18 protein-coding genes are annotated in these 21,137 nt (G+C 63.4%); 8 read left to right on the top strand and 10 right to left on the bottom strand.

Going from position 1 to position 21,137, the window contains the following annotated elements:
• Nucleotides 1-8 precede the first annotated feature (8 nt).
• Together ABID44_RS02695 and ABID44_RS02690 are read right to left on the bottom strand one after the other, a co-directional pair.
• A complete protein-coding gene (locus ABID44_RS02695; RefSeq protein WP_354150127.1) occupies nt 9-1,487 on the bottom strand; it encodes an ABC transporter substrate-binding protein in 1,479 nt (492 codons plus the stop codon).
• Between the two features lie 99 nt (nt 1,488-1,586).
• On the bottom strand, nt 1,587-2,882 hold the full coding sequence (locus tag ABID44_RS02690; protein ID WP_354150126.1) for an acetylornithine deacetylase/succinyl-diaminopimelate desuccinylase family protein: 1,296 nt from the start codon (nt 2,880-2,882) through the stop codon (nt 1,587-1,589).
• Nucleotides 2,883-3,065: 183 nt separating this feature from the next.
• Here ABID44_RS02690 and ABID44_RS02685 point away from each other — a divergent pair, with 183 nt between their 5' ends.
• The 4 genes from ABID44_RS02685 (at nt 3,066) to ABID44_RS02670 (ending at nt 8,137) form a co-directional block, all read left to right on the top strand.
• On the top strand, nt 3,066-3,497 hold the full coding sequence (locus ABID44_RS02685; RefSeq protein ID WP_354150125.1) for a L,D-transpeptidase: 432 nt from the start codon (nt 3,066-3,068) through the stop codon (nt 3,495-3,497).
• Between the two features lie 96 nt (nt 3,498-3,593).
• The gene (locus tag ABID44_RS02680) at nt 3,594-6,440 is read left to right on the top strand and encodes a molybdopterin oxidoreductase family protein (protein ID WP_354150124.1); all 2,847 of its coding nucleotides are present in this window, start codon (nt 3,594-3,596) and stop codon (nt 6,438-6,440) included.
• The gene (locus tag ABID44_RS02675) at nt 6,437-7,210 is read left to right on the top strand and encodes a 4Fe-4S dicluster domain-containing protein (protein WP_354150123.1); all 774 of its coding nucleotides are present in this window, start codon (nt 6,437-6,439) and stop codon (nt 7,208-7,210) included. Before ABID44_RS02680 ends, ABID44_RS02675 begins: the two co-directional genes overlap by 4 nt.
• Nucleotides 7,211-7,213: 3 nt before the next feature.
• Entirely contained in the window at nt 7,214-8,137 is a 924-nt protein-coding gene (locus ABID44_RS02670) for a dimethyl sulfoxide reductase anchor subunit family protein (RefSeq protein WP_354150122.1), read from the top strand.
• Between the two features lie 75 nt (nt 8,138-8,212).
• On the opposite strand, the gene ABID44_RS02665 is transcribed toward ABID44_RS02670, so the two are convergent.
• The 6 genes from ABID44_RS02665 to ABID44_RS02640 all read right to left on the bottom strand — a co-directional run bounded on the left by ABID44_RS02665 (nt 8,213) and on the right by ABID44_RS02640 (nt 13,391).
• Nucleotides 8,213-8,377: a hypothetical protein gene (locus ABID44_RS02665; protein ID WP_354150121.1), complete on the bottom strand. Its 165-nt coding sequence runs from the start codon at nt 8,375-8,377 to the stop codon at nt 8,213-8,215.
• A gap of 105 nt (nt 8,378-8,482) precedes the next feature.
• The gene (locus tag ABID44_RS02660) at nt 8,483-9,466 is read right to left on the bottom strand and encodes a lipid A biosynthesis lauroyl acyltransferase (RefSeq protein WP_354150120.1); all 984 of its coding nucleotides are present in this window, start codon (nt 9,464-9,466) and stop codon (nt 8,483-8,485) included.
• 13 nt (nt 9,467-9,479) lie between these two features.
• The gene (locus ABID44_RS02655) at nt 9,480-10,508 is read right to left on the bottom strand and encodes a zinc-binding dehydrogenase (protein ID WP_354150119.1); all 1,029 of its coding nucleotides are present in this window, start codon (nt 10,506-10,508) and stop codon (nt 9,480-9,482) included.
• Nucleotides 10,509-10,589: 81 nt separating this feature from the next.
• Nucleotides 10,590-11,861: a beta-ketoacyl-ACP synthase gene (locus ABID44_RS02650; protein WP_354150118.1), complete on the bottom strand. Its 1,272-nt coding sequence runs from the start codon at nt 11,859-11,861 to the stop codon at nt 10,590-10,592.
• A gap of 15 nt (nt 11,862-11,876) precedes the next feature.
• On the bottom strand, nt 11,877-13,064 hold the full coding sequence (locus ABID44_RS02645) for a beta-ketoacyl-ACP synthase (protein WP_354150117.1): 1,188 nt from the start codon (nt 13,062-13,064) through the stop codon (nt 11,877-11,879).
• 45 nt (nt 13,065-13,109) lie between these two features.
• On the bottom strand, nt 13,110-13,391 hold the full coding sequence (locus tag ABID44_RS02640; RefSeq protein ID WP_354150116.1) for an acyl carrier protein: 282 nt from the start codon (nt 13,389-13,391) through the stop codon (nt 13,110-13,112).
• A gap of 178 nt (nt 13,392-13,569) precedes the next feature.
• Between ABID44_RS02640 and ABID44_RS02635 the strand changes: the two genes are divergently transcribed.
• Nucleotides 13,570-14,004, top strand: coding sequence for a GFA family protein (locus tag ABID44_RS02635; RefSeq protein ID WP_354150115.1), 435 nt, complete (start codon nt 13,570-13,572; stop codon nt 14,002-14,004).
• Between the two features lie 5 nt (nt 14,005-14,009).
• Here the strand turns inward: ABID44_RS02635 and ABID44_RS02630 are convergent, their stop codons facing one another.
• Nucleotides 14,010-14,558, bottom strand: coding sequence for a histidine phosphatase family protein (locus ABID44_RS02630; RefSeq protein ID WP_354150114.1), 549 nt, complete (start codon nt 14,556-14,558; stop codon nt 14,010-14,012).
• 256 nt (nt 14,559-14,814) lie between these two features.
• On the opposite strand from ABID44_RS02630, the gene ABID44_RS02625 reads away from it, so the two are divergent.
• On the top strand, nt 14,815-16,272 hold the full coding sequence (locus tag ABID44_RS02625) for an NAD-dependent succinate-semialdehyde dehydrogenase (protein WP_354150113.1): 1,458 nt from the start codon (nt 14,815-14,817) through the stop codon (nt 16,270-16,272).
• Between the two features lie 159 nt (nt 16,273-16,431).
• On the top strand, nt 16,432-16,875 hold the full coding sequence (locus ABID44_RS02620; protein ID WP_354150112.1) for a FixH family protein: 444 nt from the start codon (nt 16,432-16,434) through the stop codon (nt 16,873-16,875).
• A 19-nt stretch (nt 16,876-16,894) separates the two neighbouring features.
• Here the strand turns inward: ABID44_RS02620 and ABID44_RS02615 are convergent, their stop codons facing one another.
• The gene (locus ABID44_RS02615) at nt 16,895-17,344 is read right to left on the bottom strand and encodes an Lrp/AsnC ligand binding domain-containing protein (RefSeq protein WP_354150111.1); all 450 of its coding nucleotides are present in this window, start codon (nt 17,342-17,344) and stop codon (nt 16,895-16,897) included.
• Between the two features lie 171 nt (nt 17,345-17,515).
• On the opposite strand from ABID44_RS02615, the gene putA reads away from it, so the two are divergent.
• Entirely contained in the window at nt 17,516-21,127 is a 3,612-nt protein-coding gene (putA, locus tag ABID44_RS02610) for a bifunctional proline dehydrogenase/L-glutamate gamma-semialdehyde dehydrogenase PutA (protein WP_354150110.1), read from the top strand.
• Nucleotides 21,128-21,137: the final 10 nt, after the last annotated feature.

Raw genomic sequence — 21,137 nt, 5'->3', positions numbered from 1 at the left:
TTTGGCGCTCAGTCCGTCCACCGCACCTTCGTCACGTCGTTGGCCTGAATGGGGGCGTCCTTCCAGAAACCTTCGAGTTTGGCGTCCCACACGCCCACCTTGGGCAGTTCGTAGAGGAAACCGGCCACGGCGTCGTCGGCGAGGATTTTCTGCGCCTGACCGAGCAGTTCGTTGCGCTTCGCTTCGTCGGAGGTGAGGTTCAGTTCCCCGATCACCTTGTCGAAGGCCGGGTTGTCATAGTTGAAGTAGTAGTCCTTGCGCGCATAGATATCGATGTCGTTCGGCTCGGTGTGCGAGACGATGGTGAGGTCGAAGTCCTTGCGGGTGAACACCTGATCTAGCCATTGCGCCCATTCCACCGGGATAATCTCGGCTTCGATGCCGATCTCGCGCAGTTGCGAGGCGATGATCTCGCCGCCAAGCCGCGCATAGGAGGGCGGCGGCAGTTTCAATGTGGTCTTGAAGCCGTTTTCGAGCCCGGCCGCCTTCAGCAGCTCCTTCGCCTTAGCTATGTCGTGCGGATAAGTTCCGGTGAGGTCCACATAGGCTTTCGAGGCTGGCGACTGGTGCGAGCCGATAGGCGTGCCGAGCCCGGCCGAAGCGCCGTCGATGATCGCCTGCCGGTCGAGCGCATAAGAAATCGCCTGCCGCACCTGCAACTTGTCGAAAGGCTCCTTCTTGTTGTTCATCGACAGCAGCGTCTCGCCCTCGGTCGCGCCCACCTCGATCTTGAAGCGCGGATCGCCTTCGATCTGGGCGACACCATCGGGCTGGAAGAAGGGAAAAGCCTGCACATCGCCCGAAAGCAGGGCCGGCACGGCGGCGGCGGCGTCGGGTACGATGCGGAATTCGACCTTGTCGAGATAGGCCGGTTCGCCCCAGTAGCTGTCTGCCCTGGCCAGCTTTATGGCGGCGCCCTTGGCCCAGTTCTCGAAGCGGAACGGACCGGTGCCGATCGGCTTTTCCTTGTTTGCGCCGGCCGATTCCGGCGCAACGATCACCGCGTCGCCCCAGCCCATATTATAGAGGAATGCGCCCTGCGGGTGCTTGAGGACGATCTTCACCGTGGCCGGATCGACGGCTTCCACAGTGTCGATGGCCTCGAAAAGGATTTTCTGGGCGTTGACCGAATCTTCGGCACGGGCGCGGTCGAGCGAGAATTTGACATCTTCCGCATCGAAATCGCTGCCGTCATGGAATTTCACGCCGCTGCGCAGCTTGAAGATGTAGACTGTGCCGTCTTCGGAAATGTCCCAGCTTTCGGCAAGCGCGGGCAGCACTTCGCCGGAAGGGCCGATGCGGGTGAGACCCTCGAACACATTGGCGTAGAGCACTTCATCGATGGCCGCGGCGGCGCCTGCGGTCGGGTCGAGATGCGGCGGCTCCAGCGGAATGCCGATGACGAGGTCGGTGCGCGCCGCGAATGCCGGCAGGCTGAACACTGTTGCCATGGCTGCCGCCGCGAGGAAAGATGTCCAGCATTTCATCGGCCTGCTCCCTGTCTCCCGATCGGACGGATCAAAGCGCGGAATGACCTGAGAGTAAATCGCCTTTGTCGCGGTTCTTGTGCATTGCGGCATAAGGCGTCATCGCGCGCCGCCGCGCAGCAATACGTTGAGGCCGATGGCCATGACCTTGGCCGCGTCCACCATGTCGTCGATGCCGACCCATTCATCCGGGCGGTGCGCCAGATCCAGAATGCCGGGGCCGTAGGCGATGCAATCGTAGAGATGGCCGAGGCGGGCGACATGCTTCTGGTCGTAGGTGCCCGGTGAAATGACATAATCCGGCTCACGATCGAACAGCGCCATGATGCCTTGCGCAACGGCCTTGACCACCGGCGCGTCGCGCTCGGTCATGGTCGGCTGAACCTCCATCAGGTCGCGAATTTCGTAGTCGAATCTGTTGCGGTCGCGCTTTAACCGGTCAAGGATGGACACGATCTCGCCTTTCACGTCCTCGATCTTCTCTTCCAGCAGGAAGCGGCGGTCGATGGTCACCCGGCAGCGATCCGGAACGTTGGGTGAGGGCAGGCCAGGCCGGAAATCGTCCGTCTGTCCGCCATGAATGGAATTGATGTTCATGGTTGAGCGCCGCGCGCCTTCCGGCACCACCGGCATCACCGTGCGCTTGGCGTCCAGCGCCGGGAAAAGCTCGTCTTCGAACGCTTGCAGCACCGCGCCCATATGGCGAACCGCGCAGTCGCCGAGGAAGGGCATGGAACCGTGCGCCATCTCGCCTCTGGTTTCGATCTCGGCCCACCACACGCCGCGATGGCCGAGGCAGATGCGCTCCTTGTTGAGCGGTTCGGGAATGATGACGTGGTCGACCTTGGGCTTCGAGAAATAGCCGAGCTTCGCCAGATGAGCGACGCCGCCGAAGCCGCCGGATTCCTCGTCCACCGTGCCGGAAATCTCGATTGCCCCCGGAAAATCCGGACAGACCTGCATGAAGGCGAGCGCGGCGACGATGGACGAGGCAAGCCCGCCTTTCATGTCGCAGGCGCCGCGTCCGTACACGCGCCCGTTCTTCACGACGCCGGCGAAGGGATCGAGCGTCCAGCCCTCGCCCGCCTCGACGACGTCGATATGCGAATTGAAATGCACAGTGGGGCCGGGGACGCGCCCATCGAAACGGGCGATCACATTGGTGCGCGGATAGAGGTCGGTGTCGCCGGGCGCGCCTTCACCGCGAATATATTCGACCCCGAAGCCATGCCGCTTCAGGTAATCGCCGATGAATTCAGCGCAAGGGGTGTAGGCCTCGCCGGGCGGATTGACGGTCGGGAAGCGGATCAGTTCCCTTGTCAGCTCCGTGACTTCGTCGCGGCGCGCCTCCACGGCTTCCAGCAGCTTTTCAGGAAAAGAGAGTCGATCTTGCATGCCGACAGTTGAGCAAGGATCGGATGCTCTTGGCAAGCCGTATGTTCAATAAGCGAATGGGAGCAATTGCCGGCTTTCAATCAGTAAAATGTCAATCAATAGGGCAGATCATGGAAAGCTGCTGTCGGTGTTTGAAGAAAATCCGGAGACTGGATTGAAACAGGGCTGTTAAGGGGACTGTCGATGAAGAACGCCATGCTTGTCGTAACCGCGTTGATGGCGATGATGCTGGGATCTCCGGTTCAGGCCGATGCGGGAGTTCTTGAGGCTAAGGTGAGCATTTCCTCGCAGACCATGACGGTCCGGAAACACGGCCGCGTGCTCTACACATGGAAGGTCTCCACGGCGCGCAAGGGATATGTGACGCCGCGCGGCGCATGGCGGCCGAAGCGGATGCACAGGATGTGGCATTCGCGCAAATATGACATGTCGCCCATGCCTTATTCGGTCTTCTATCATGGGGGCTACGCCATTCATGGCACTGGCGCCGTGAAACAGCTCGGCCGGCCCGCCTCGCATGGCTGCGTGCGGCTGCAGACAGGCAACGCCGCGACCTTTTATGCGCTGGTTCGCGAGGTCGGCATGAACAATACCCGCATCGTCGTCACCAATTGAGGTGGAAACCAAACGCGACCGGATGCATTTTGCACTTCATCCGGAGTTTCCTTTCCGGCTGAGCCCGGCTACCACTGGTGGCGAGGAGCATTGCCGATGAAACCCAGAGAGCGTGTCGCGCTTTCAAGGCCGGTCGCTGACGAGGTGCGCAAGACCACCTGCTACATGTGCGCGTGCCGCTGCGGCATCAATGTCCATATCAAGGACGGCAAGATCCGTTACATCGAAGGCAACCGCGACCATCCGGTGAACAAGGGCGTGCTGTGCGCCAAGGGTTCCGCGGGCATCATGCAGCATTATGCGCCGGCAAGGCTGCGCGCGCCGCTGAAGCGGGTGGGACCGCGCGGTTCCGGGCAATTTCAGGAAATTTCGTGGGAGGAAGCCCTCTCCACCGCCACCCAATGGCTGGGCGCAGTGCGCGCGGACGACCCGAAGAAGCTCGCCTTCTTCACCGGGCGCGACCAGTCTCAATCGCTGACCGGCTTCTGGGCGCAGCAGTTCGGCACGCCAAACTATGCCGCCCATGGCGGCTTCTGCTCCGTCAATATGGCGGCGGCCGGCATCATGACCATCGGCGGGGCGTTCTGGGAGTTCGGCGCGCCGGACTGGGAGCGCACCAAGCTGTTCGTCATGTTCGGCGTGGCGGAAGACCATGATTCGAACCCGATCAAGATGGGCATCGCGAAGCTGAAGAAGCGCGGCGCGCGCTTCGTCTCGGTCAATCCGATCCGCACCGGCTATTCGGCTGTCGCCGACAACTGGATCGGGATCAGGCCGGGCACCGACGGGCTGCTGATTCTATCGGTCGTGCATGAGTTGCTGAAGGCGCGCAGGATCGATGTCGACTATCTGGTGCGCTACACCAACGCCAGCTGGCTGGTGATCGATGCGCCCGGAACGGCTGAGCATGGCCTTTTCGCCCGCGACGGCGAGGGCCGCGCGCTCATCCATGAGACCGTGACCGAGCAGGTCGTGCCCTTCGGAAGCAAGGGCGCTCGGGCGGCGCTGTCGGGCCGCGTGCGGCTCGACGACGGGCGCTTTGCCGTGCCCTCGTTTCAGCTCCTTGCCGAAAAATATCTGGACGACAAATATGCGCCGGAGGCCATTGCGGCTGAAACCGGGGTGTCGTCGCAGGTCATTCGCGGGCTGGCCGCCGAAATCGCCCGCGTGGCGTTCGAGGAGGAAATCTTCATCGAGCAGCCATGGACCGACATGAACGGCCAGCGCCATCAGGGCTATGTCGGGCGGCCGGTGTCGTTCCACGCGATGCGCGGGCTTTCCGCCCATTCCAACGGTTTCCAGACGACGCGCGCGCTGCACATGCTTCAGGTGCTGATCGGCGCGGTGGATTGCCCCGGCGGCTTCCGCTTCGAGCCGCCTTACCCGAAGCCCCTGTCGGCGCACCCGACACCGCACGGCAAGGCCGAGCATTTCGGTTCCAACACGCCGCTGGCCGGACCGCATCTGGGCTTTCCACGCGGGCCGGAGGATCTGCTGATCGATGAGGATGGCCAGCCGGCGCGCATCGACAAGGCGTTCTCATGGGATGCTCCGATAGCCGCCCATGGCATGATGCATATGGTGGTCGCCAACGCCCATGCCGGCGATCCGTATCCGATCGACGTTCTGTTCATGTATATGGCCAATATGGCGTGGAACTCGTCCATGAACACGGCCGGCACGATCAGGATGCTGGAGGACAAGGACGAGGCGACTGGCGAATACCGCATTCCCAGGATCATCTATTCCGACGCCTACGCTTCGGAAATGGTGGCCTATGCGGATCTGGTGCTGCCTGACACCACCTATCTGGAGCGTCACGACTGCATTTCGCTGCTCGACCGGCCGATCTCGGAACCGGACGCGGTGCAGGACGCCATCCGCTGGCCGGTCCTGGAGCCGGATCGCGATGTGCGCCCGTTCCAGACCGTGCTGCTCGATATCGGTGCGCGGCTCAACTTGCCGGGATTTTCCGATGGCCACGGCAGGGCGCTCTACAAGGATTACGCGGACTACATCGTGCGCCATGAGCGGCGGCCGGGCATCGGGCCGCTGGCCGGCTTTCGCGGGTCGAATGGTGACAGGGAGGGCAGGGGGGCGGCCAACCGGCGGCAATTGCAGCGCTATATCGAAAACGGCTCGTTCTTTTCCGCGCATATTCCCATGGAGGCGCAGTTCTTCAAGCACGCGAATCAGGCCTATCAGGATTTCGCCGTGCGCATGGGCTTCTTCGACACGCCCCAGCCGGTGACCTTCCAGCTTTATCAGGAGGTGTTGCAGAAATTCCGCCTGTCTGCCGAGGGATTGCGCGAGCCGCTTGCTCCCGAAACCCACCGGGAGCGGATATTGCAGGCTTTCGACCCGCTGCCCGACTGGTATCGTCCTCTCGGCGAGGCGCTGGTGGACCAGAGGGAGTATCCCTGTCACGCGCTCACCCAGCGGCCTGCCGCCATGTATCATTCGTGGGGCTCGATGAATGCGTGGCTGCGGCAGATTCACACGCGCAATCCACTCTATGTGCCGGGTCCGATCTGCGACGAGCTTGGCCTGAAGGACGGCGACTGGGCGTGGGTGAGATCGCACCACGGCAGTATCAAGGTCGAGGTGGCGCGCATGGAGGCGGTCAACGCCTCGACCCTGTGGACGTGGAACGCCATCGGCAAGCGAGCGGGGGCATGGGCGCTGGACAAGGATTCCCCGGAAGCCAGAAAAGGGTTTTTGTTGAATCACTTGATCGCGGAGCTTCTGCCGCCGCGTGAGGATGGAATGCGGCTTTCCAATTCCGATCCCGTCACCGGGCAGGCGGCGTGGTACGATCTGCGGGTGCGAATCGAGAAGGCGGATTCGAGCCTCGTCAGCGATCCGCAGTTTCCGCCGCTTGCGCAACCCGAGGCGGAGCCGCGGCCCGATGAGTTGCGCTACGGGCAGGAGTGGGCGCAATGACCTCCTTGCCTTCGCTACCCACTCCGAAAAAGCTCGGCCTCGTCATCGATCTCGACACCTGCGTCGGCTGCCATGCCTGCGTGGTCAACTGCAAGGAATGGAACACCGGCGGCTATGGGGCGGCGCTGTCCGATCAGGACCCCTATGGAGCCACGGTGTCGGGCGCATGGCTGAACCGCGTGCATTCCTTCGAGATGATTCCCGATGGCGAGGTCGTGGGCGAGGCGGGGGAGGCGCGCATCGTGCATTTCCCGAAGTCCTGCCTGCATTGCGAGGCTGCGCCCTGTGTCACCGTGTGCCCCACCGGCGCTTCCTACAAGCGCGCCGATGACGGCATCGTTCTGGTCGAGGAGGACATGTGCATCGGCTGCGGGTTGTGCGCCTGGGCCTGCCCCTATGGCGCGCGCGAAATGGACCTTGCCGCCGGCGTGATGAAAAAGTGTACGCTCTGTATCGATCGCATCTACAACGAGACGCTGGAGGAGGTGGACAGGACGCCGGCCTGCGTGCGCACCTGCCCGGCCAATGCCCGTCATTTCGGCGATCTTGGCGATCCCGATTCGGAAGTGTCGAAGCTGGTCGCCGAGCGCGGAGGTATCGACCTGATGCCGGAGCAGGGGACGCTGCCGGTCAACAAATACCTGCCGCCGCGACAACGCCAACCCCTTTCCGCAAGCGCCGGGCTGCTGGAGGAATACATGCTGAAAGAAGACGCCGGCGACGCCACCGGTTTCTTCGGATGGCTGGACAAGATGCTGGACAGGATCTGAAATTTGCATCCGGCCTCCTCGATCATCCTGTTCACCACCCTGTCCGGCCTTGGCTACGGGCTCGCGATGATGCTGGGCCTCGGCCTGCTCGATCCGGCCCATATGGCGACGAAAGTCGCGCATGTCCTTGCGCTGGCTCTGATTTCGGCCGGCCTGCTGTCGTCCACCGCGCATCTCGGCAATCCGCAACGCGCCTGGCGGGCGCTCAGCCAATGGCGCTCAAGCTGGTTGTCGCGCGAAGGCGTGATGGCCATCGCCACCTTCGTGCCGCTCACATGGTCGGCATGGCTCGCCGTCATCGAGGGCCGTTATTTCTGGCTGCCGGGGTTGCTGGGCGCGGCGATGAGTCTCGTCACCGTATTCTGCACGGCGATGATCTACGCCTCGCTCAAATCCGTGCAGGCGTGGCACACGCGCCTGACGCCGGCCTGCTACCTGCTCTTCGCGATAGCAGGCGGGCTGGTTCTCACCGTGTTCCTTGCCGCCTGCTCTGGCGCGCTCACACCGCCATTGGCTGTCGGCGCGGTGGTCGCGCTGGCGGCGGCGTGGACGGTCAAGGTGAAATGGCGCGCGCGCTTGCAGGAAGCTGGACCCCTTTCCACGCCGGAAAGCGCGACGGGTCTCGGCGGCATCGGCCGCGTGCGCCTGTTCGAGCGCCCGCATATGACGGAGAATTATCTCACCCGCGAAATGGGCTTTCGTGTCGGGCGCAAGCACGCGGCGAAACTGTGGAAGATCGCGGTGGCGCTTGGTGCGGTGCTCCCCTGCGTGCTGCTGCTCGTTCTGGGCATGTGGGGGCTGGGCGGTGTTGCGGGAGCGTCCCTTGCGGCTCTTGCGCTGCTGGCCTTCGTGACCGGCTTGTTGGCGGAGCGGTGGCTGTTCTTCGCAGAAGCTCGCCATGCGGTTATGAACTACTATGGCGGATAACGAAAAGGCAGGGACATGTATCCCTGCCTGGCTTCGGCTTTTTCGCCTTCGCGGAATTGCGAGGCTTTACTTTGTTCAGTTCGTCGGGTTTTGCGGCGCAAGCTTGAGTTGACGTGCCTTGCGCAATCTGATGGCCAGTCGCCGCAGGGCAGCGAACTTCTCGCCCGGCTGCGCGATCTTCTGTTCACCCCATGGTGTCCACAGCATCGGGGGGCGGTTGCTGTCTCTGGTCGTTCTCATTCGAGCCTCCCTCACCAACATTGCACACGCAGTGTAACACACTGTGCGTGAAGGTGAAGTGACGCAAGGGAATATCGTAACCTGATTTTCATCAGGCTGAAAACGTCAGTTCCGACCGCGAAGGGTGCGGCGGCGGCCGCTCAATTGCCAGCGCTTGTGGAACCACATCCACTGGCCGGGGTCTTCGCGCACCCAGCGCTCGACCACTTCGGTGACGAGCTGGGTGGTCGCCTTGACGTCCACATTGCCCTTTGGCCCCCGCGGCAGGTCGAGCTTTTCCTCGACTTCGAGCCGGAAGCGGTTGCCGGGAAGGCGCACGCAGCGCGCCGGATAGACGTCGCAGTCGTAGTGACGGGCGAGCATGCCAAGCAGGGGATTGGTCTGGCAGGTGCGGCCGAAGAAGGTGGTTTCCAGCCCGCTGATGAATTTCTGGTCGACCAGCACGCCGACATTGCCGCCCCGATCGAGAATCGAGGCGAGCGCAAAGGAAGCTCCGCTCAGCGACGGCAGCAGCGCGCCCATGTTGGATGAACGCATCGACTGGATATATTCGGCTATGTAGGGATTGTTCGGCGGGCGAAACAGCGCCGTCACTTTCATGCCGAAGGTCGCCGCCGCCACCGGCAGCAGCTCGAAATTGCCGAGATGGCCGGTGAAGATGATGTGCGGGCGATCCTCGGCGGCGATGCGCTCGAACAGCGCGATGCTCTCGCGCGAGACTTCGATGCGGCCGGGCGTATCCGACCAGGGGTCGAGATCGAACAGCTTGTCGAGGAAGATATATTCCGCGCCGAGCCGCGCCATGTTGCCCCACATATCGAGGGCGATGGCCTTGATCTCTGCCTCGCTCTTTTCCGGGTAGGCATGGCGCAGGTTGTCCAGCGTCAGGCGATGGCGGCCGGTGAGCGGGCCGATGCGGCGCGCGACCCGGTCTGTGAAGTTCAGCGCGCTGTCAGCCGGCAGCAGCCGCAACACGGACATGACGCCGATGGCGAGCTTCGCCACCAGCCAATGACGCACCTTGCGAAAGCGCAGAACGGCGCGGAACTTCAACTCACGCCGCCAATTGCCGGTCGGACCGGGGGCCAAGGCGAGAATCCCCTCAGCCGACGTTGAGGATGATCTTGCCGAACACGTCGCGGCCTTCCATGCGCTTCAGCGCCGCGTCGATGCCGTCGAACTCGACAGCCGTGTCGATGACCGGATGAACCAGCCCCGCCGCCATCTTCTGCATGGCGTTGGCCATGTTCTCCATGCGGCAGCCGAAGGAGCCGAGCAGCTTGAGCTGCTGCTGGAAGAGCATCATCAGATTCACTTCGGTCGATACGCCGGAGGTCGAGCCGCAGGTGACCAGACGGCCGCCGCGTTTCAGGCACAGCATCGAACCGGCCCATGTGTCCTTGCCGACATGCTCGAACACCACGTCGACGCCCTTCTTCTTCGTCAGCTTGCGCACGACGCCCTCGAAGCGGTCCTCGCGGTAGTTGATGACATGATCGGCCCCCAGCGCCTTCGCCTTTTCGATCTTGTCGTTGGAGCCGACCGTGGTGATAACCGTGCAGCCCATCTTCTTCGCAAGCTGGATGGCGGCCGAGCCGATGCCGGAGCCGCCGGCATGGACGAGGATCGTCTCGCCTGGTTCAAGCTTCGCATTGTCGAACAGCATATGCTCGACCGTGCCGAAGGTGACGGGCGCGACGGCGGCGCCTATGGCGTCGACGCCGGGCGGGGCGGGCACAAGCAAACGGGCGGGCAGGTTGATCTTCTCCTGCGCAAAGCCGTCAAGGTGGAAGCCGTGCACGCCGGAGACATGCTCGCACAGATTGTCGCGCTTTTCACGGCAGGCGCGGCACAGGCCGCAGGTGCGTGCGCCATAGATGGAAACAAGCTGGGCGGGCAGTAGGTTGGACACACCGGGACCGACCGCCTCCACCTCTCCGGAAGCCTCCGCGCCCACGGTGAGCGGCAGCTTGCGTTTGGCGAAGGCCATGCCACGCCAGCCCCACACGTCGATATGGTTGAGCGCCACGGCCTTGATGCGCAGGGTCACCTCGCCCTGTCCGGGCGCAGGCGGCGGGGCGATGTCGACCGTCTCCAGACGGCGGTCTTCGATGAGTTGCAGTGCCCGCATCGAACGACGCTCCTTTAGAAAAACCAGCAGGAGGGGCGGCGGGGCCGCCCCATCCGTGCAATTAATTTCACCACAGGGGGATTAGAGAGGTTCCCTGGCCATGACAAGGCAGGTGTTCTGGCCGCCGAAGCCGAAGGAGTTGGAGAGCACCGTTTTCACCTCGGCCTCGCGCTTCACATTCGGAACCACATCCAGCGCAATCGCCGGATCGGGATTGTCGTAGTTGATGGTCGGCGGAATGACGCCCGCGCGCATGGTCATGAGCGAGAACGCCGCCTCGATCGCGCCGGCCGCGGAGAGCGTGTGGCCGATCATAGACTTGTTGGAGGAAATCGGGATGCGGTTGATATGCTCGCCGAACACGGTGGACAGCGACAGATGCTCCATCTTGTCGTTTTCCGGCGTCGAGGTGCCGTGGGCGTTTATATAGTCGATGCCGTCCTCGCCGAGGCCGGCGTCTGCAAGGGCGGCGCGCACGGCCGCGATGGCGGGAGATCCGTCCGGCTTGGAGCGGGTGCGGTGGAAATCGTCGGCCTTTTCTCCGCAACCCTGGATGATGCCGAGGATCGTCGCGCCCCGGGCGGTGGCCGCCTCCAGCGATTCAAGAACCAGCGCGGCGGAACCTTCCGCCAGAACGAACCCGTCGCGATCCTTCGAGAACGGCTTCGACGCCTTCTCCGGCATATCGTTGCTGGTGGAAAGCGCCGACAGAAGCGAGAAGCGGATCAGCGCCTCGGCGGTGGCCGAGCCGTCCGCTCCAATGGACAGGGCGCGCTGCGCTTCACCGCGCCGGATCGCCTCGACGCCGAGCTGGATCGCCGTCGCGCCAGAGGCGCAGGCGGTGGACAGCGTGATCGGCAGGCCGGTGGCGCCGAAACGGTCGGCCAGACGGTCGGCGATGCTGGCGAACTGGGAGGTGTCGAACATGTCCAGCGAATTGAGGTTTCGCGCGACCTCCAGCAGACGGTCTGAAGCCGGCTCACGTTCGCCGCCCTTGTAGAGCGCCAGGCGATCATGCCAGTCCAGTTCGACCGGCGGCGAGGCGAGGAAGAGCGGCCCGCCGAAATCGTCGATGGCGAGACCCGCTTCCGCAACGGCCTCTCCGGCGGCCGTCTCGGCCAGCTCATAGGTCAGCGCGCTGGAGCCCCTAGAGCTGGAAGCGAGGAAATCCACCGTTCCGGCGATGCGCGTGTTGAGATGATCTACGGGGAAGCGGGTGATCGGATGAATGCCGGACTTGCCGGCGGTCAGCGCTTCCCAGTTGTCCTTCTTGCCGACGCCGAGCGATGTCACCACGCCGATGCCGGTGACGGCGACGACGGGACGCCCTAGATGATCCGTGAATTTCGTCATGCCAGGCTCCGGGCTTCAGTCGAGCGCGCTGACCAGCGCCATGCCCTCGAAATGGTGATAGCCGATGGTCGTTGCCAGAACGGATTTGAGCGGCCCCTCGAAAGCCTTCTCGCCAGCCCCGAAAGCCGGATAGGAGGCTTTGTTGCTGACGGCAAGGGCGGCGAGCGCCACCGCGAACGGAAATTGCGCTTCCTTGAGGTGACCCGTGAATGTGGAAAAGGCGCGAAGGGTGGCGCCGTTCCTTGTGTCGAACGCCGCTTTTTCCGTCGAGGTCGCCTTATGTGCGCCGGATGCGCCGGAAATGACCAGCATCCCGCCCTCGGAAGCATCGACCGTATCGAGCAGCTTGCCGATACCGGCATCAAGCTCGCCCTTTTGGCGGCGGGCGCGGCTGGAGGCGACCGGACCAAGCGTTGCATAAATGCGCTGGCCGCGTTTTTCGGCATGCTCGCGACTTTCCAGCACGAGGAACGCGCCGCCGGAGCCGGAAACGACCCCGCCGCCTTCCGCACCCTGTCTTTGCCAGACCGGCTTCCATTCGCCGCGATGCAGATAGCCGGCCAGTTCGTAGCCCAGCAGCATGTCGGGATGCTCGGTCTGGAACGCGCCGCCCACCAGCATATGGGTGGACTGGCCGGAGCGGATGCGTGCGGCCGCCGTCTCGATGGCCGAAACGCCTGCGCCTTCCTCGCCCATGAAGGTTCGAGAGGAGCCAGTGACCTTGTGGACGATGGAAATATTGCCGGCCAGAAGGTTGGAAAGCTGCGCGAGGAAGAGGGTGGGGCGCAGTTCCGTGGTCAGCTTTTCATTGAGCAGCACGTCGAAATCGTCGCGCTTTTCCGAGGCGGCCAGAATGTCGGAATCGACGGCCACGTCGCGCTCACCGCCGCCTGCGGCCACAACCATGTCCATGGTGGCGCACAGTTCCTCATCGTCCTTGATGCCGGCGTCGGCCAGAGCGAGGCCGGCCACATAGGCGCCGAGGCGCTGCCACGTTTCCATCTGGCGCTGGTCGCCGCGCTTGGCGATCTGCAGGCTCCAGTCTATCTGTGGCAGCGGATGGACGGTGTAGGGCGCAAAGCGTTCTGCGTCGATCACTGGCTCCGTGCCGGGAGCGGACAGTTTCCGCCAATGTGTGTCGGCGCCTTCTCCCAGAGAGGAAACGAGGCCGATGCCGGTGATGACGACGTCGCGGGGGCTCATATGGCTTTGACGATCCTCTGCCGATCCTTGGGCTGCTCTCTTGGTTCAGGCGCCCTTGGCGGCGATCAGGCCGTCGATCTTGGCGCAGAGGTTCTTCATGACGAAATATTCGTCGGTGGAGGCCTTGCCGTCGTTGACCTCCTGCGTCCACTTTTCCAGCGGAACCTTGATGCCGAATTCCTTGTCGATGGCGAACACGATGTCCAGGAAATCGAGGCTGTCGATGCCCAGATCATCGATGGTGTGGCTGTCGGGCGTGATCGTGGCGAGGTCGATCTCGCTGGTCTCGGCGATGATCTTGGCGACTTTATCGAACGTGGTGGACAAGGGCTTTTCCTTCGGTTTTCCGGCGAAAGCTGTATTCAAGCGTTTGGCCGCTGTCTAATCGGTTTTTGCCGGCAGGAAAAGGCCGAATGTGCCGCAGCCCCGGCCATGGCCGCGCCGCCGACATGTGGCGACGCCTTTCCGTGCCGGCCTGATGTCGGATGCTTTGATGGAGATTGCAATGCCAGACCTCGATGTAAGCGAAGCCAACGGCGCCTGCCATTGCGGAGCGGTTCGGTTCCATGTGCGACTGCGGGAAGGGCTGCGCTCGGCGCGCCGTTGTACATGTACCTACTGCCGGATGCGCGGCGCGGTGGCGGTGACGGCCGAACTCGGCGACCTGCAAATTCTGGAGGGGAAGGAGAAACTGACCCTCTATCGGTTCAACACGGGTACGGCGAAGCACTATTTCTGTTCGATCTGCGGAATATACACCCATCACCAGAGACGCTCCAACCCGAACGAATACGGTGTCAACGTCGCTTGCCTCGAAGGGGTGAGCCCTTTCGATTTCGAGGAGGTGGTGGTGACGGATGGCATAAACCATCCCTCGGACGGCAAGCGCCGCGGAGCAGGCGTCGCAGGCGTGTTGAAATTCATCGCCGCCGAGGCCTGAGGATATCAGAACACCACGCGGCCCAGAACCCGCACGCCATCGCCATCGGGAGCGACGATGACCGCCTCGCCCTCGCGGGGCGAAACGCCGGTGACTTCCTGGATGTTTTCCAGGTGGGTGACGAGCACCAGCAGGTCCGAACCGGAATAGGTGCGGATCTCCTCCAGGATCGCTTCCTTCTGCCGGGCCCGCTCCTCCGCGTCCTCGCTCAGCGGATCCAGTGCGTCCAGAGCTTCCGGCTGACCGCCGAAGGCGAGGCGCGCGGTTTCGAGACAACGGCAATAGCGGCTTGATTCCACCCTTTCGATACGGGCGGCGCGCGCGCCGAACAGCGCACCGATCTTTCGCGCCTGCTGCTTGCCGCGATCGGACAGGTTTCGTTGCGTGTTGCATTTGTCTATGTCGAAATTGGCTGGTTCGGTGCTGCCGCTGATCATGGCGTGCCGCAGCAGAACGACATGTCCGCCATCACGCAACGCCGCCCAGCCCGCATCCGTGGCGTGGGCAGGGGAAACAAAAAGCAGGACCAGCAGCGCTGTGAGGTATCGGAGCATGAACATTCCTGTTTCGATTCGTGGCATATAGGGATGCTAAAGCCCTTTGAAAAACAAGAAGGCGAGCTTTGCGGGCGAATCAACTATTCGTTTGGACGCCGCCTGCGATGCGCTGGACCATCGCAAAGATGGGCGACAGCGGTTGATCCGTGTAGTTTGCCTGCGATAAGAGCTGCGTGCACGCGTGTTCTCATTGCGCGTCGTTTCACGAATTCCTGACAGCGGCGCTGGAACAGCGCCCAGCGGAGGCAAGAATATGCTCCAGAAGACCAGCCATTTCATGAAGCAGGCGAATCTCATCAACGGTGAGTGGGTACAGGCTGATTCCGGCCAGACCGTCGACGTGATCAATCCGGCCACCGGTCTCAAGATCGGCACCGTGCCGAAATCGGGCGCCGCCGAAACCCGCCGCGCCATCGCGGCTGCGGAAGAGGCGTTCCAGTCGTTCCGCAAAACTTCGGCGCTGGAACGCTCGAAACTGCTGCGCAAGCTGCATGACGCCATCATGGACAACCAGGACGCGCTGGCTGAACTGCTGACCCTGGAGCAGGGCAAGTCCCTGACCGAGGCCAGGGGCGAGGTCGGCTCTTCCGCCGCCTATGTGCTGTGGTTCGCCGAAGAGGCGCGCCGCGCCTATGGCGACGTGGTGCCGTCGCCATGGGCGGACCGCCGCGTTCTGGTCACCAAGGAGCCGGTCGGCGTCATTGCCGCCATCACGCCGTGGAATTTCCCGTCCTCCATGCTGTCGCGCAAGCTGGGTCCGGCGCTTGCCGCAGGTTGTACGGCTGTCGTGAAGCCTGCCTCGCAGACGCCTTATTCGGGTCTTGCATGGGGCGCGCTGTGCGAGGAAGTCGGCTTCCCCAAGGGGGTGGTCAATATCGTCACAGGCTCGGCCGGCGCAATCGGCGACGAGCTTTGCTCCAACCCGCTGGTCAGGAAGCTGACTTTCACCGGCTCAACCGAAGTCGGCAAGATGCTGATGGAAAAGTGCGCCTCGACGGTGAAGAAAGTGTCGATGGAACTCGGCGGCAACGCTCCGTTCGTCGTCTTCGACGATGCCGACATCGACCGCGCGGTGGAGGGCGCGATCGCCGCCAAGTTCCGCAATTCCGGCCAGACTTGCGTGTGCACCAATCGCTTCTTCGTGCAGGCCGGCATATATGACGCCTTCGTGGAGAAGCTTGCGGAGGCTTCCCGCAGCCTCAAGGTAGGGTCGGGGCTCGACGAGGGCGTCCAGCAGGGTCCGCTGATCGATGTCAACGCCGTCGAAAAGGTCGAGGAATTCATCGAGGACGCGGTCGCCAAGGGCGGCAAGGTCGTCACCGGCGGCAAGCGTCATGAGCTGGGCGGCTCCTTCTTCCAGCCGACCGTGATTTCGGGCGCGACCGCGCAGATGAAGTTCATGAAGGAAGAAATCTTCGGGCCGCTGGCGCCGGTGTTCAGGTTCGAGACAGAGGAAGAAGCCGTCGCGCTCGCCAACGATACCGAGTTCGGACTGGCCTGCTACTTCTACACCGGCGATCTGGGCCGCGCCTTCCGCGTCATGGAGGGCCTGAAATACGGCATGGTCGGCGTCAATGAGGGCATCATCACCACGCCTGAAGCGCCGTTCGGCGGTGTGAAGGAATCCGGCCTCGGCCGCGAGGGCGGCCATCAGGGCATGGACGACTATCTCGACACAAAATATGTCTGCATCGGTGGGCTTGGCCTTTGATGCTGAGGCTGTGATCCGTTGATATCAGAGGCGCGCTTCGGCGCGCCTTTTTTGTTTGAGGCGCGCAATTTCTGGTCGTGGCGACCATGAAGCCCATATACTCTGTTCCTGATCCGGTTTTCCGGGCGATCAGGTTTCATTTTCCGCCGGGGCAACGTTTTGGCATCCTTGGGACGCTATCTTCTCATCTCCGCCGGCATCACGGCGGCGCTCGTCGCCATCGTGGTCGCTATCTACATGATACGGGCGGACAGGAACGGCGGACAGGACATTGCGAGGGCCAAGCAAAGCGAAAGCGGCCTGTTCAGCGTCACCATGCAGCCTGAGAAGGGCCAGGTTCGCATGGGCGAAACGCAGGTCTGGCTGGTGACGGTGAAATCGAAAGAGGGTCAGCCGGTGGAGAATGCGGCGCTGCATGTTTCCGGCGGTATGCCGGAGCAGAATCAGGGACTGCCGACCAGCCCGCAGGCGACCGGCTATCTCGGCAACGGACGCTACCGGATCGAGGGCGTGAAATTCCCGGTCCCCGGCTGGTGGCAATTGCGCCTGTGGATATTCGCGGCGGCCGGAACCGACACCGTCGTTTTCAATATCACGCTGTAACGGGCAGGAAGCAGGGGCCTTACCTGTCCTTCACCGTTTCCATCGCGACAAAGGTCGAGGTTTGCGCGACGTGGGGCAGCGCCGAGATTTGCTCTCCCAGAACGCGCCGGTAGCTGGCTATGTCTCTGGTGCGGACTTTCAGGAGATAGTCGAAGCTGGCCGCCATCATATGGCATTGCTCGATCTCCCGCACGCTCTGGACAGCCCGGTTGAACTCGTCAAGCGCCGCGGAGCGCGTATCCGACAATTTCACCTGCACGAAGGCGACATGACCTTCGCCCATCCGCTCGCGGTCGATGATCGCGCTGTAGCCGCGGATGAAGCCCTCGCGCTCCAGCCTTTTCACGCGCGCCTGCACCGGCGTCTTGGACAATCCTACCCTTGCCGCCAGTTCCGCCATGGAAAGGCGGCCGTCGCGCGCCAGCGCGATCAGGATGTTGCGGTCTATTCGGTCCAGTTGATCTTCCATATTCAGATACGCAGTCTATGTATGGTAAAAATTACCCGATATGATAGTTCATTTGAACCAAACAGTCGAGTTCTTTGGACCGGGCAATTTTGCAGGCGCGTGGTAGGCTTTCCTCATCGGTCGTGGCGGCCGCCAGACCGTTGAGATTGTATTTGTTTCGACAGGAACGCCATGTCCACTCTTGCCGCTATCCGCCAGCAGATCCGCGCCAGCTATTTGCCCGACGAGGACGCCGCCATCAAACGGCTCGTCGAAACCGTCGCTCTTTCGCCTGAAGAGCGCGAGGCGATCACCCGACGGGCGGTGGAACTTGTGAAGTCGGTGCGCGGATCCTCCGATCCAAGGCTGATGGAGGTTTTCCTTTCGGCCTATGGGCTTTCCACCAAGGAGGGCGTCGCGCTGATGTGTCTGGCCGAAGCGCTGCTGCGCGTGCCGGACGCCGAGACCATGGACGACCTGATCGCCGACAAGATCGCTCCGCATGACTGGTCGGCCCATTCGGGCTCGTCTTCGTCCATATTCGTCAACGCCTCGACATGGGCGCTGATGCTGACCGGGCGGGTGCTGGACGAAGGCGAGGGCACCATCGACAAGACCCTACGCTCCATGGTGCGGCGTCTGGGCGAGCCGGTCATCCGCAAGGCGGTGGCGGCGGCGATGCGCGAGATGGGCGAGCAGTTCGTGCTTGGCCGCACCATCGCCGAGGCTATGAAGCGCGGCAAGTCGATGACCGACAAGGGCTATCTCTATTCCTTCGACATGCTGGGCGAGGCGGCCCGCACGGAGGCGGACGCGCTGCGCTATCTCAAGGCCTATGCCGACGCCATTGGCGCGTTGGATACGTCCGCCAACGGCCCTGACATCCGCAAGAATCACGGCATTTCGGTGAAGCTGTCGGCGATCCATCCGCGCTACGAGGTCGCGCAGAAGGAAGCCATGCTGCCGGTGATGGCCGAGCGGTTGCTGTCACTGGCGCTGGCGGCGAAGAAGGCCAATATGGGCCTCAATATCGACGCCGAAGAGGCCGACCGGCTCGACCTCTCGCTCGATGTCATCGAGCGCGTGCTGGCCGATGAACGCCTTGCCGGCTGGAACGGGTTCGGCGTCGTCGTGCAGGCCTACGGGCCGCGCTGCGCCTTCGCCATCGACTGGCTGCATGCGCTGGCGACGAAGCTCGACCGCAACATCATGGTGCGGCTGGTGAAGGGCGCTTACTGGGATACGGAGATCAAGCGGGCGCAGGTGATGGGCCTTTCCGGCTATCCGGTCTTCACCCGCAAGGCCAACACGGACGTGTCCTATCTGGCCTGCGCGAAGAAGCTCCTGTCGATGACCGACCGCATCTATCCGCAGTTCGCCACCCATAACGCCCATACGGTCGCCGCGATTCTCTCCATGACGACGAACCGCGATTGCTTCGAGTTCCAGCGTCTGCACGGCATGGGCGAGCAACTGCACGAGACGGTGCGCAAGGCGGAAGGAACGCGGTGCCGCATCTATGCGCCGGTGGGCGCACATGCGGACCTGCTTGCCTATCTGGTGCGCCGTCTGCTGGAAAACGGCGCGAACTCGTCCTTCGTGCATCAGCTCACCGACGAAGCGGTGCCGCCGGAAGCCATCGCCCGCGACCCGCTGGAGATCGTCGAGACGCAAGGGCCGGCGGCCAATCCGAACATCGTCCGGCCTGATGCGATCTTCGGAGCGGACCGTCCCGCCGCCAGGGGCTGGGACATCACCGATACGGTGACGCTGGACAGGCTGGATGAGGAGCGACGACCGTTCGCCGCGCCGCATGAATGGCAGGCGAAGCCGCTCACCAGCGCCCGGGGCGATGGTGGCGCGCGCGATATCATCAACCCCGCCAATGCCGGGGAAACTGTTGGAAAGGTGACCGAGGCCACCGAAGCGCAGGTGAAGGAGGCGGTCGGCTTCGCTGTGAAGGCCCAGCCGGGCTGGGCCGCGCGCCCGGTCGCCGAGCGGGCCGGTGTTCTGCGCCGCGCAGCCGATCTTTATGAAGCGAATGCGGCCGAGTTCTTCGCGCTCGCCACCCGCGAAGCGGGGAAGACCTTGGCCGATGGCGTGGCCGAGGTTCGCGAGGCGGTGGATTTCCTGCGCTACTACGCATCCGAGGCGGCCAACGCCGAGACGGGAACCGAGGCGCGCGGGGTGATAGTCTGTATCTCGCCGTGGAATTTCCCGCTGGCCATCTTCAGCGGCCAGATTGCGGCGGCGCTCGTCACCGGAAATGCGGTTGTCGCCAAGCCGGCCGAACAGACGCCGCTGATCGCGTATCGCGCCGTCGAGCTGCTGCGCGAGGCGGGTGTGCCGCAAGACGTGATCCAGCTCCTGCCGGGAGATGGGCCTTCGGTAGGGGCTGCGCTGACCGCCGATCCGCGTATTGCCGGCGTTTGCTTCACCGGTTCCACCGAGGTTGCAAAACTCATCGAAAAGCAGCTTGCCGAGACCGCTCAGCCCGACGCGATGCTGATCGCCGAAACCGGCGGCCTCAACGCCATGGTGGTCGATTCCACGGCTCTGCCCGAACAGGCGGTGCGCGACATCCTCGCCTCCGCCTTCCAGAGCGCCGGCCAGCGCTGTTCGGCCTTGCGCATTCTCTACGTCCAGAAAGATGTGGAGAAGAAGGTGCAGGAAATGCTCACCGGCGCGATGAAGGAACTGCAACTGGGCGATCCATGGTTGATTTCCACCGATGTCGGACCGCTGATCGATGCTGAAGCGCAGGACGCGATCGGCAGCTATTGCCGCGACATGGAGGCGCGCGGCAAGGTGGTGGCGAAGCTGGATGCGCCTGAAGGAGGCCGTTTCGTCGCGCCGCATGTCATCTCGGTGCGCGGCATCGAAGAGATCGAGCGCGAGGTCTTCGGCCCGGTGCTGCATGTGGCGACCTTCGACGCCGACAAGCTCGACAGGGTGATCGGGGCGGTCAATGCACGCGGCTACGGCCTCACCTTCGGCCTGCATACCCGTATCGAGGGCCGCGCCCAGCATTTTGTCGATGGGATTCATGCTGGCAATGTTTATGTCAACCGCAACCAGATCGGCGCGGTGGTCGGCTCACAGCCGTTCGGAGGCGAGGGGCTGTCCGGCACGGGTCCGAAGGCTGGCGGGCCGCATTATCTGCGCCGTTTCCGCAAGGGCGCGGAGGCGGGGTCGGCGCCTGGCCAGTCACGCGTCGCGACGGCGAGGGAATTGAGGGACAATATGCCCGATCCGGCGCTTGGCCGCTGGTCGACGCGGCCGGATCGCATCGCCATCCTGCGCAAGCATCTGCGCGGCAAGGGAGCGGTGGCGGTCGCCGCCGCTGCGGGCATCGATTTCGGGCAGGTGGACCTGCCGGGTCCCACCGGCGAAGCCAACACGCTGGCGCTCGTTCCTCGTGGCCGCGTGCTTTGCCTCGGCCCGGACGCCGATACGCTTCTGGCGCAAGCAATACAGGCGCTGGCTGCTGGCAACGCAGTGCTGGCCGTCGCACCCGATGCCGCCGCCGCACTTTCGGCGCTGACCGGCAAGGGCTTGCCCGTAGCCGTGCTGGATGCGCGCCCCGACGAGGCGGAACTCTCATTGCTGGCGGTCGATGTCATGGCCTTTTCAGGAGCCGCTGAAGAGGCGGGGGCCATTCGCCGCGCCCTGGCGAAACGGTCGGGTCCGATCGTGCCGCTGATCACCGAGGTGATCTATCCCGCGGCTTATGCGCATGAGCGTGCGGTGTGCGTCGATACGACTGCGGCCGGCGGCAACGCCAGCTTGCTGGCGAGCGCCTGAGCATCTGCGC

The sequence above is a fragment of the Aquamicrobium ahrensii genome (assembly GCF_040545755.1).
GTDB classification, from domain to species: domain Bacteria; phylum Pseudomonadota; class Alphaproteobacteria; order Rhizobiales; family Rhizobiaceae; genus Mesorhizobium; species Mesorhizobium ahrensii.
This window is presented reverse-complemented; position numbering and strand designations above follow the sequence as displayed.

Coding starts and splice junctions, on each gene's coding strand:
- ABID44_RS02695 (WP_354150127.1), bottom strand. CDS start 1,487: ATGAAATGCTGGACATCTTTCCTCGCGGCGGCAGCCATGGCAACAGTG.
- ABID44_RS02690 (WP_354150126.1), bottom strand. CDS start 2,882: ATGCAAGATCGACTCTCTTTTCCTGAAAAGCTGCTGGAAGCCGTGGAG.
- ABID44_RS02685 (WP_354150125.1), top strand. CDS start 3,066: ATGAAGAACGCCATGCTTGTCGTAACCGCGTTGATGGCGATGATGCTG.
- ABID44_RS02680 (WP_354150124.1), top strand. CDS start 3,594: ATGAAACCCAGAGAGCGTGTCGCGCTTTCAAGGCCGGTCGCTGACGAG.
- ABID44_RS02675 (WP_354150123.1), top strand. CDS start 6,437: ATGACCTCCTTGCCTTCGCTACCCACTCCGAAAAAGCTCGGCCTCGTC.
- ABID44_RS02665 (WP_354150121.1), bottom strand. CDS start 8,377: ATGAGAACGACCAGAGACAGCAACCGCCCCCCGATGCTGTGGACACCA.
- ABID44_RS02655 (WP_354150119.1), bottom strand. CDS start 10,508: ATGCGGGCACTGCAACTCATCGAAGACCGCCGTCTGGAGACGGTCGAC.
- ABID44_RS02650 (WP_354150118.1), bottom strand. CDS start 11,861: ATGACGAAATTCACGGATCATCTAGGGCGTCCCGTCGTCGCCGTCACC.
- ABID44_RS02645 (WP_354150117.1), bottom strand. CDS start 13,064: ATGAGCCCCCGCGACGTCGTCATCACCGGCATCGGCCTCGTTTCCTCT.
- ABID44_RS02635 (WP_354150115.1), top strand. CDS start 13,570: ATGCCAGACCTCGATGTAAGCGAAGCCAACGGCGCCTGCCATTGCGGA.
- ABID44_RS02630 (WP_354150114.1), bottom strand. CDS start 14,558: ATGCTCCGATACCTCACAGCGCTGCTGGTCCTGCTTTTTGTTTCCCCT.
- ABID44_RS02625 (WP_354150113.1), top strand. CDS start 14,815: ATGCTCCAGAAGACCAGCCATTTCATGAAGCAGGCGAATCTCATCAAC.
- ABID44_RS02615 (WP_354150111.1), bottom strand. CDS start 17,344: ATGGAAGATCAACTGGACCGAATAGACCGCAACATCCTGATCGCGCTG.
- putA (WP_354150110.1), top strand. CDS start 17,516: ATGTCCACTCTTGCCGCTATCCGCCAGCAGATCCGCGCCAGCTATTTG.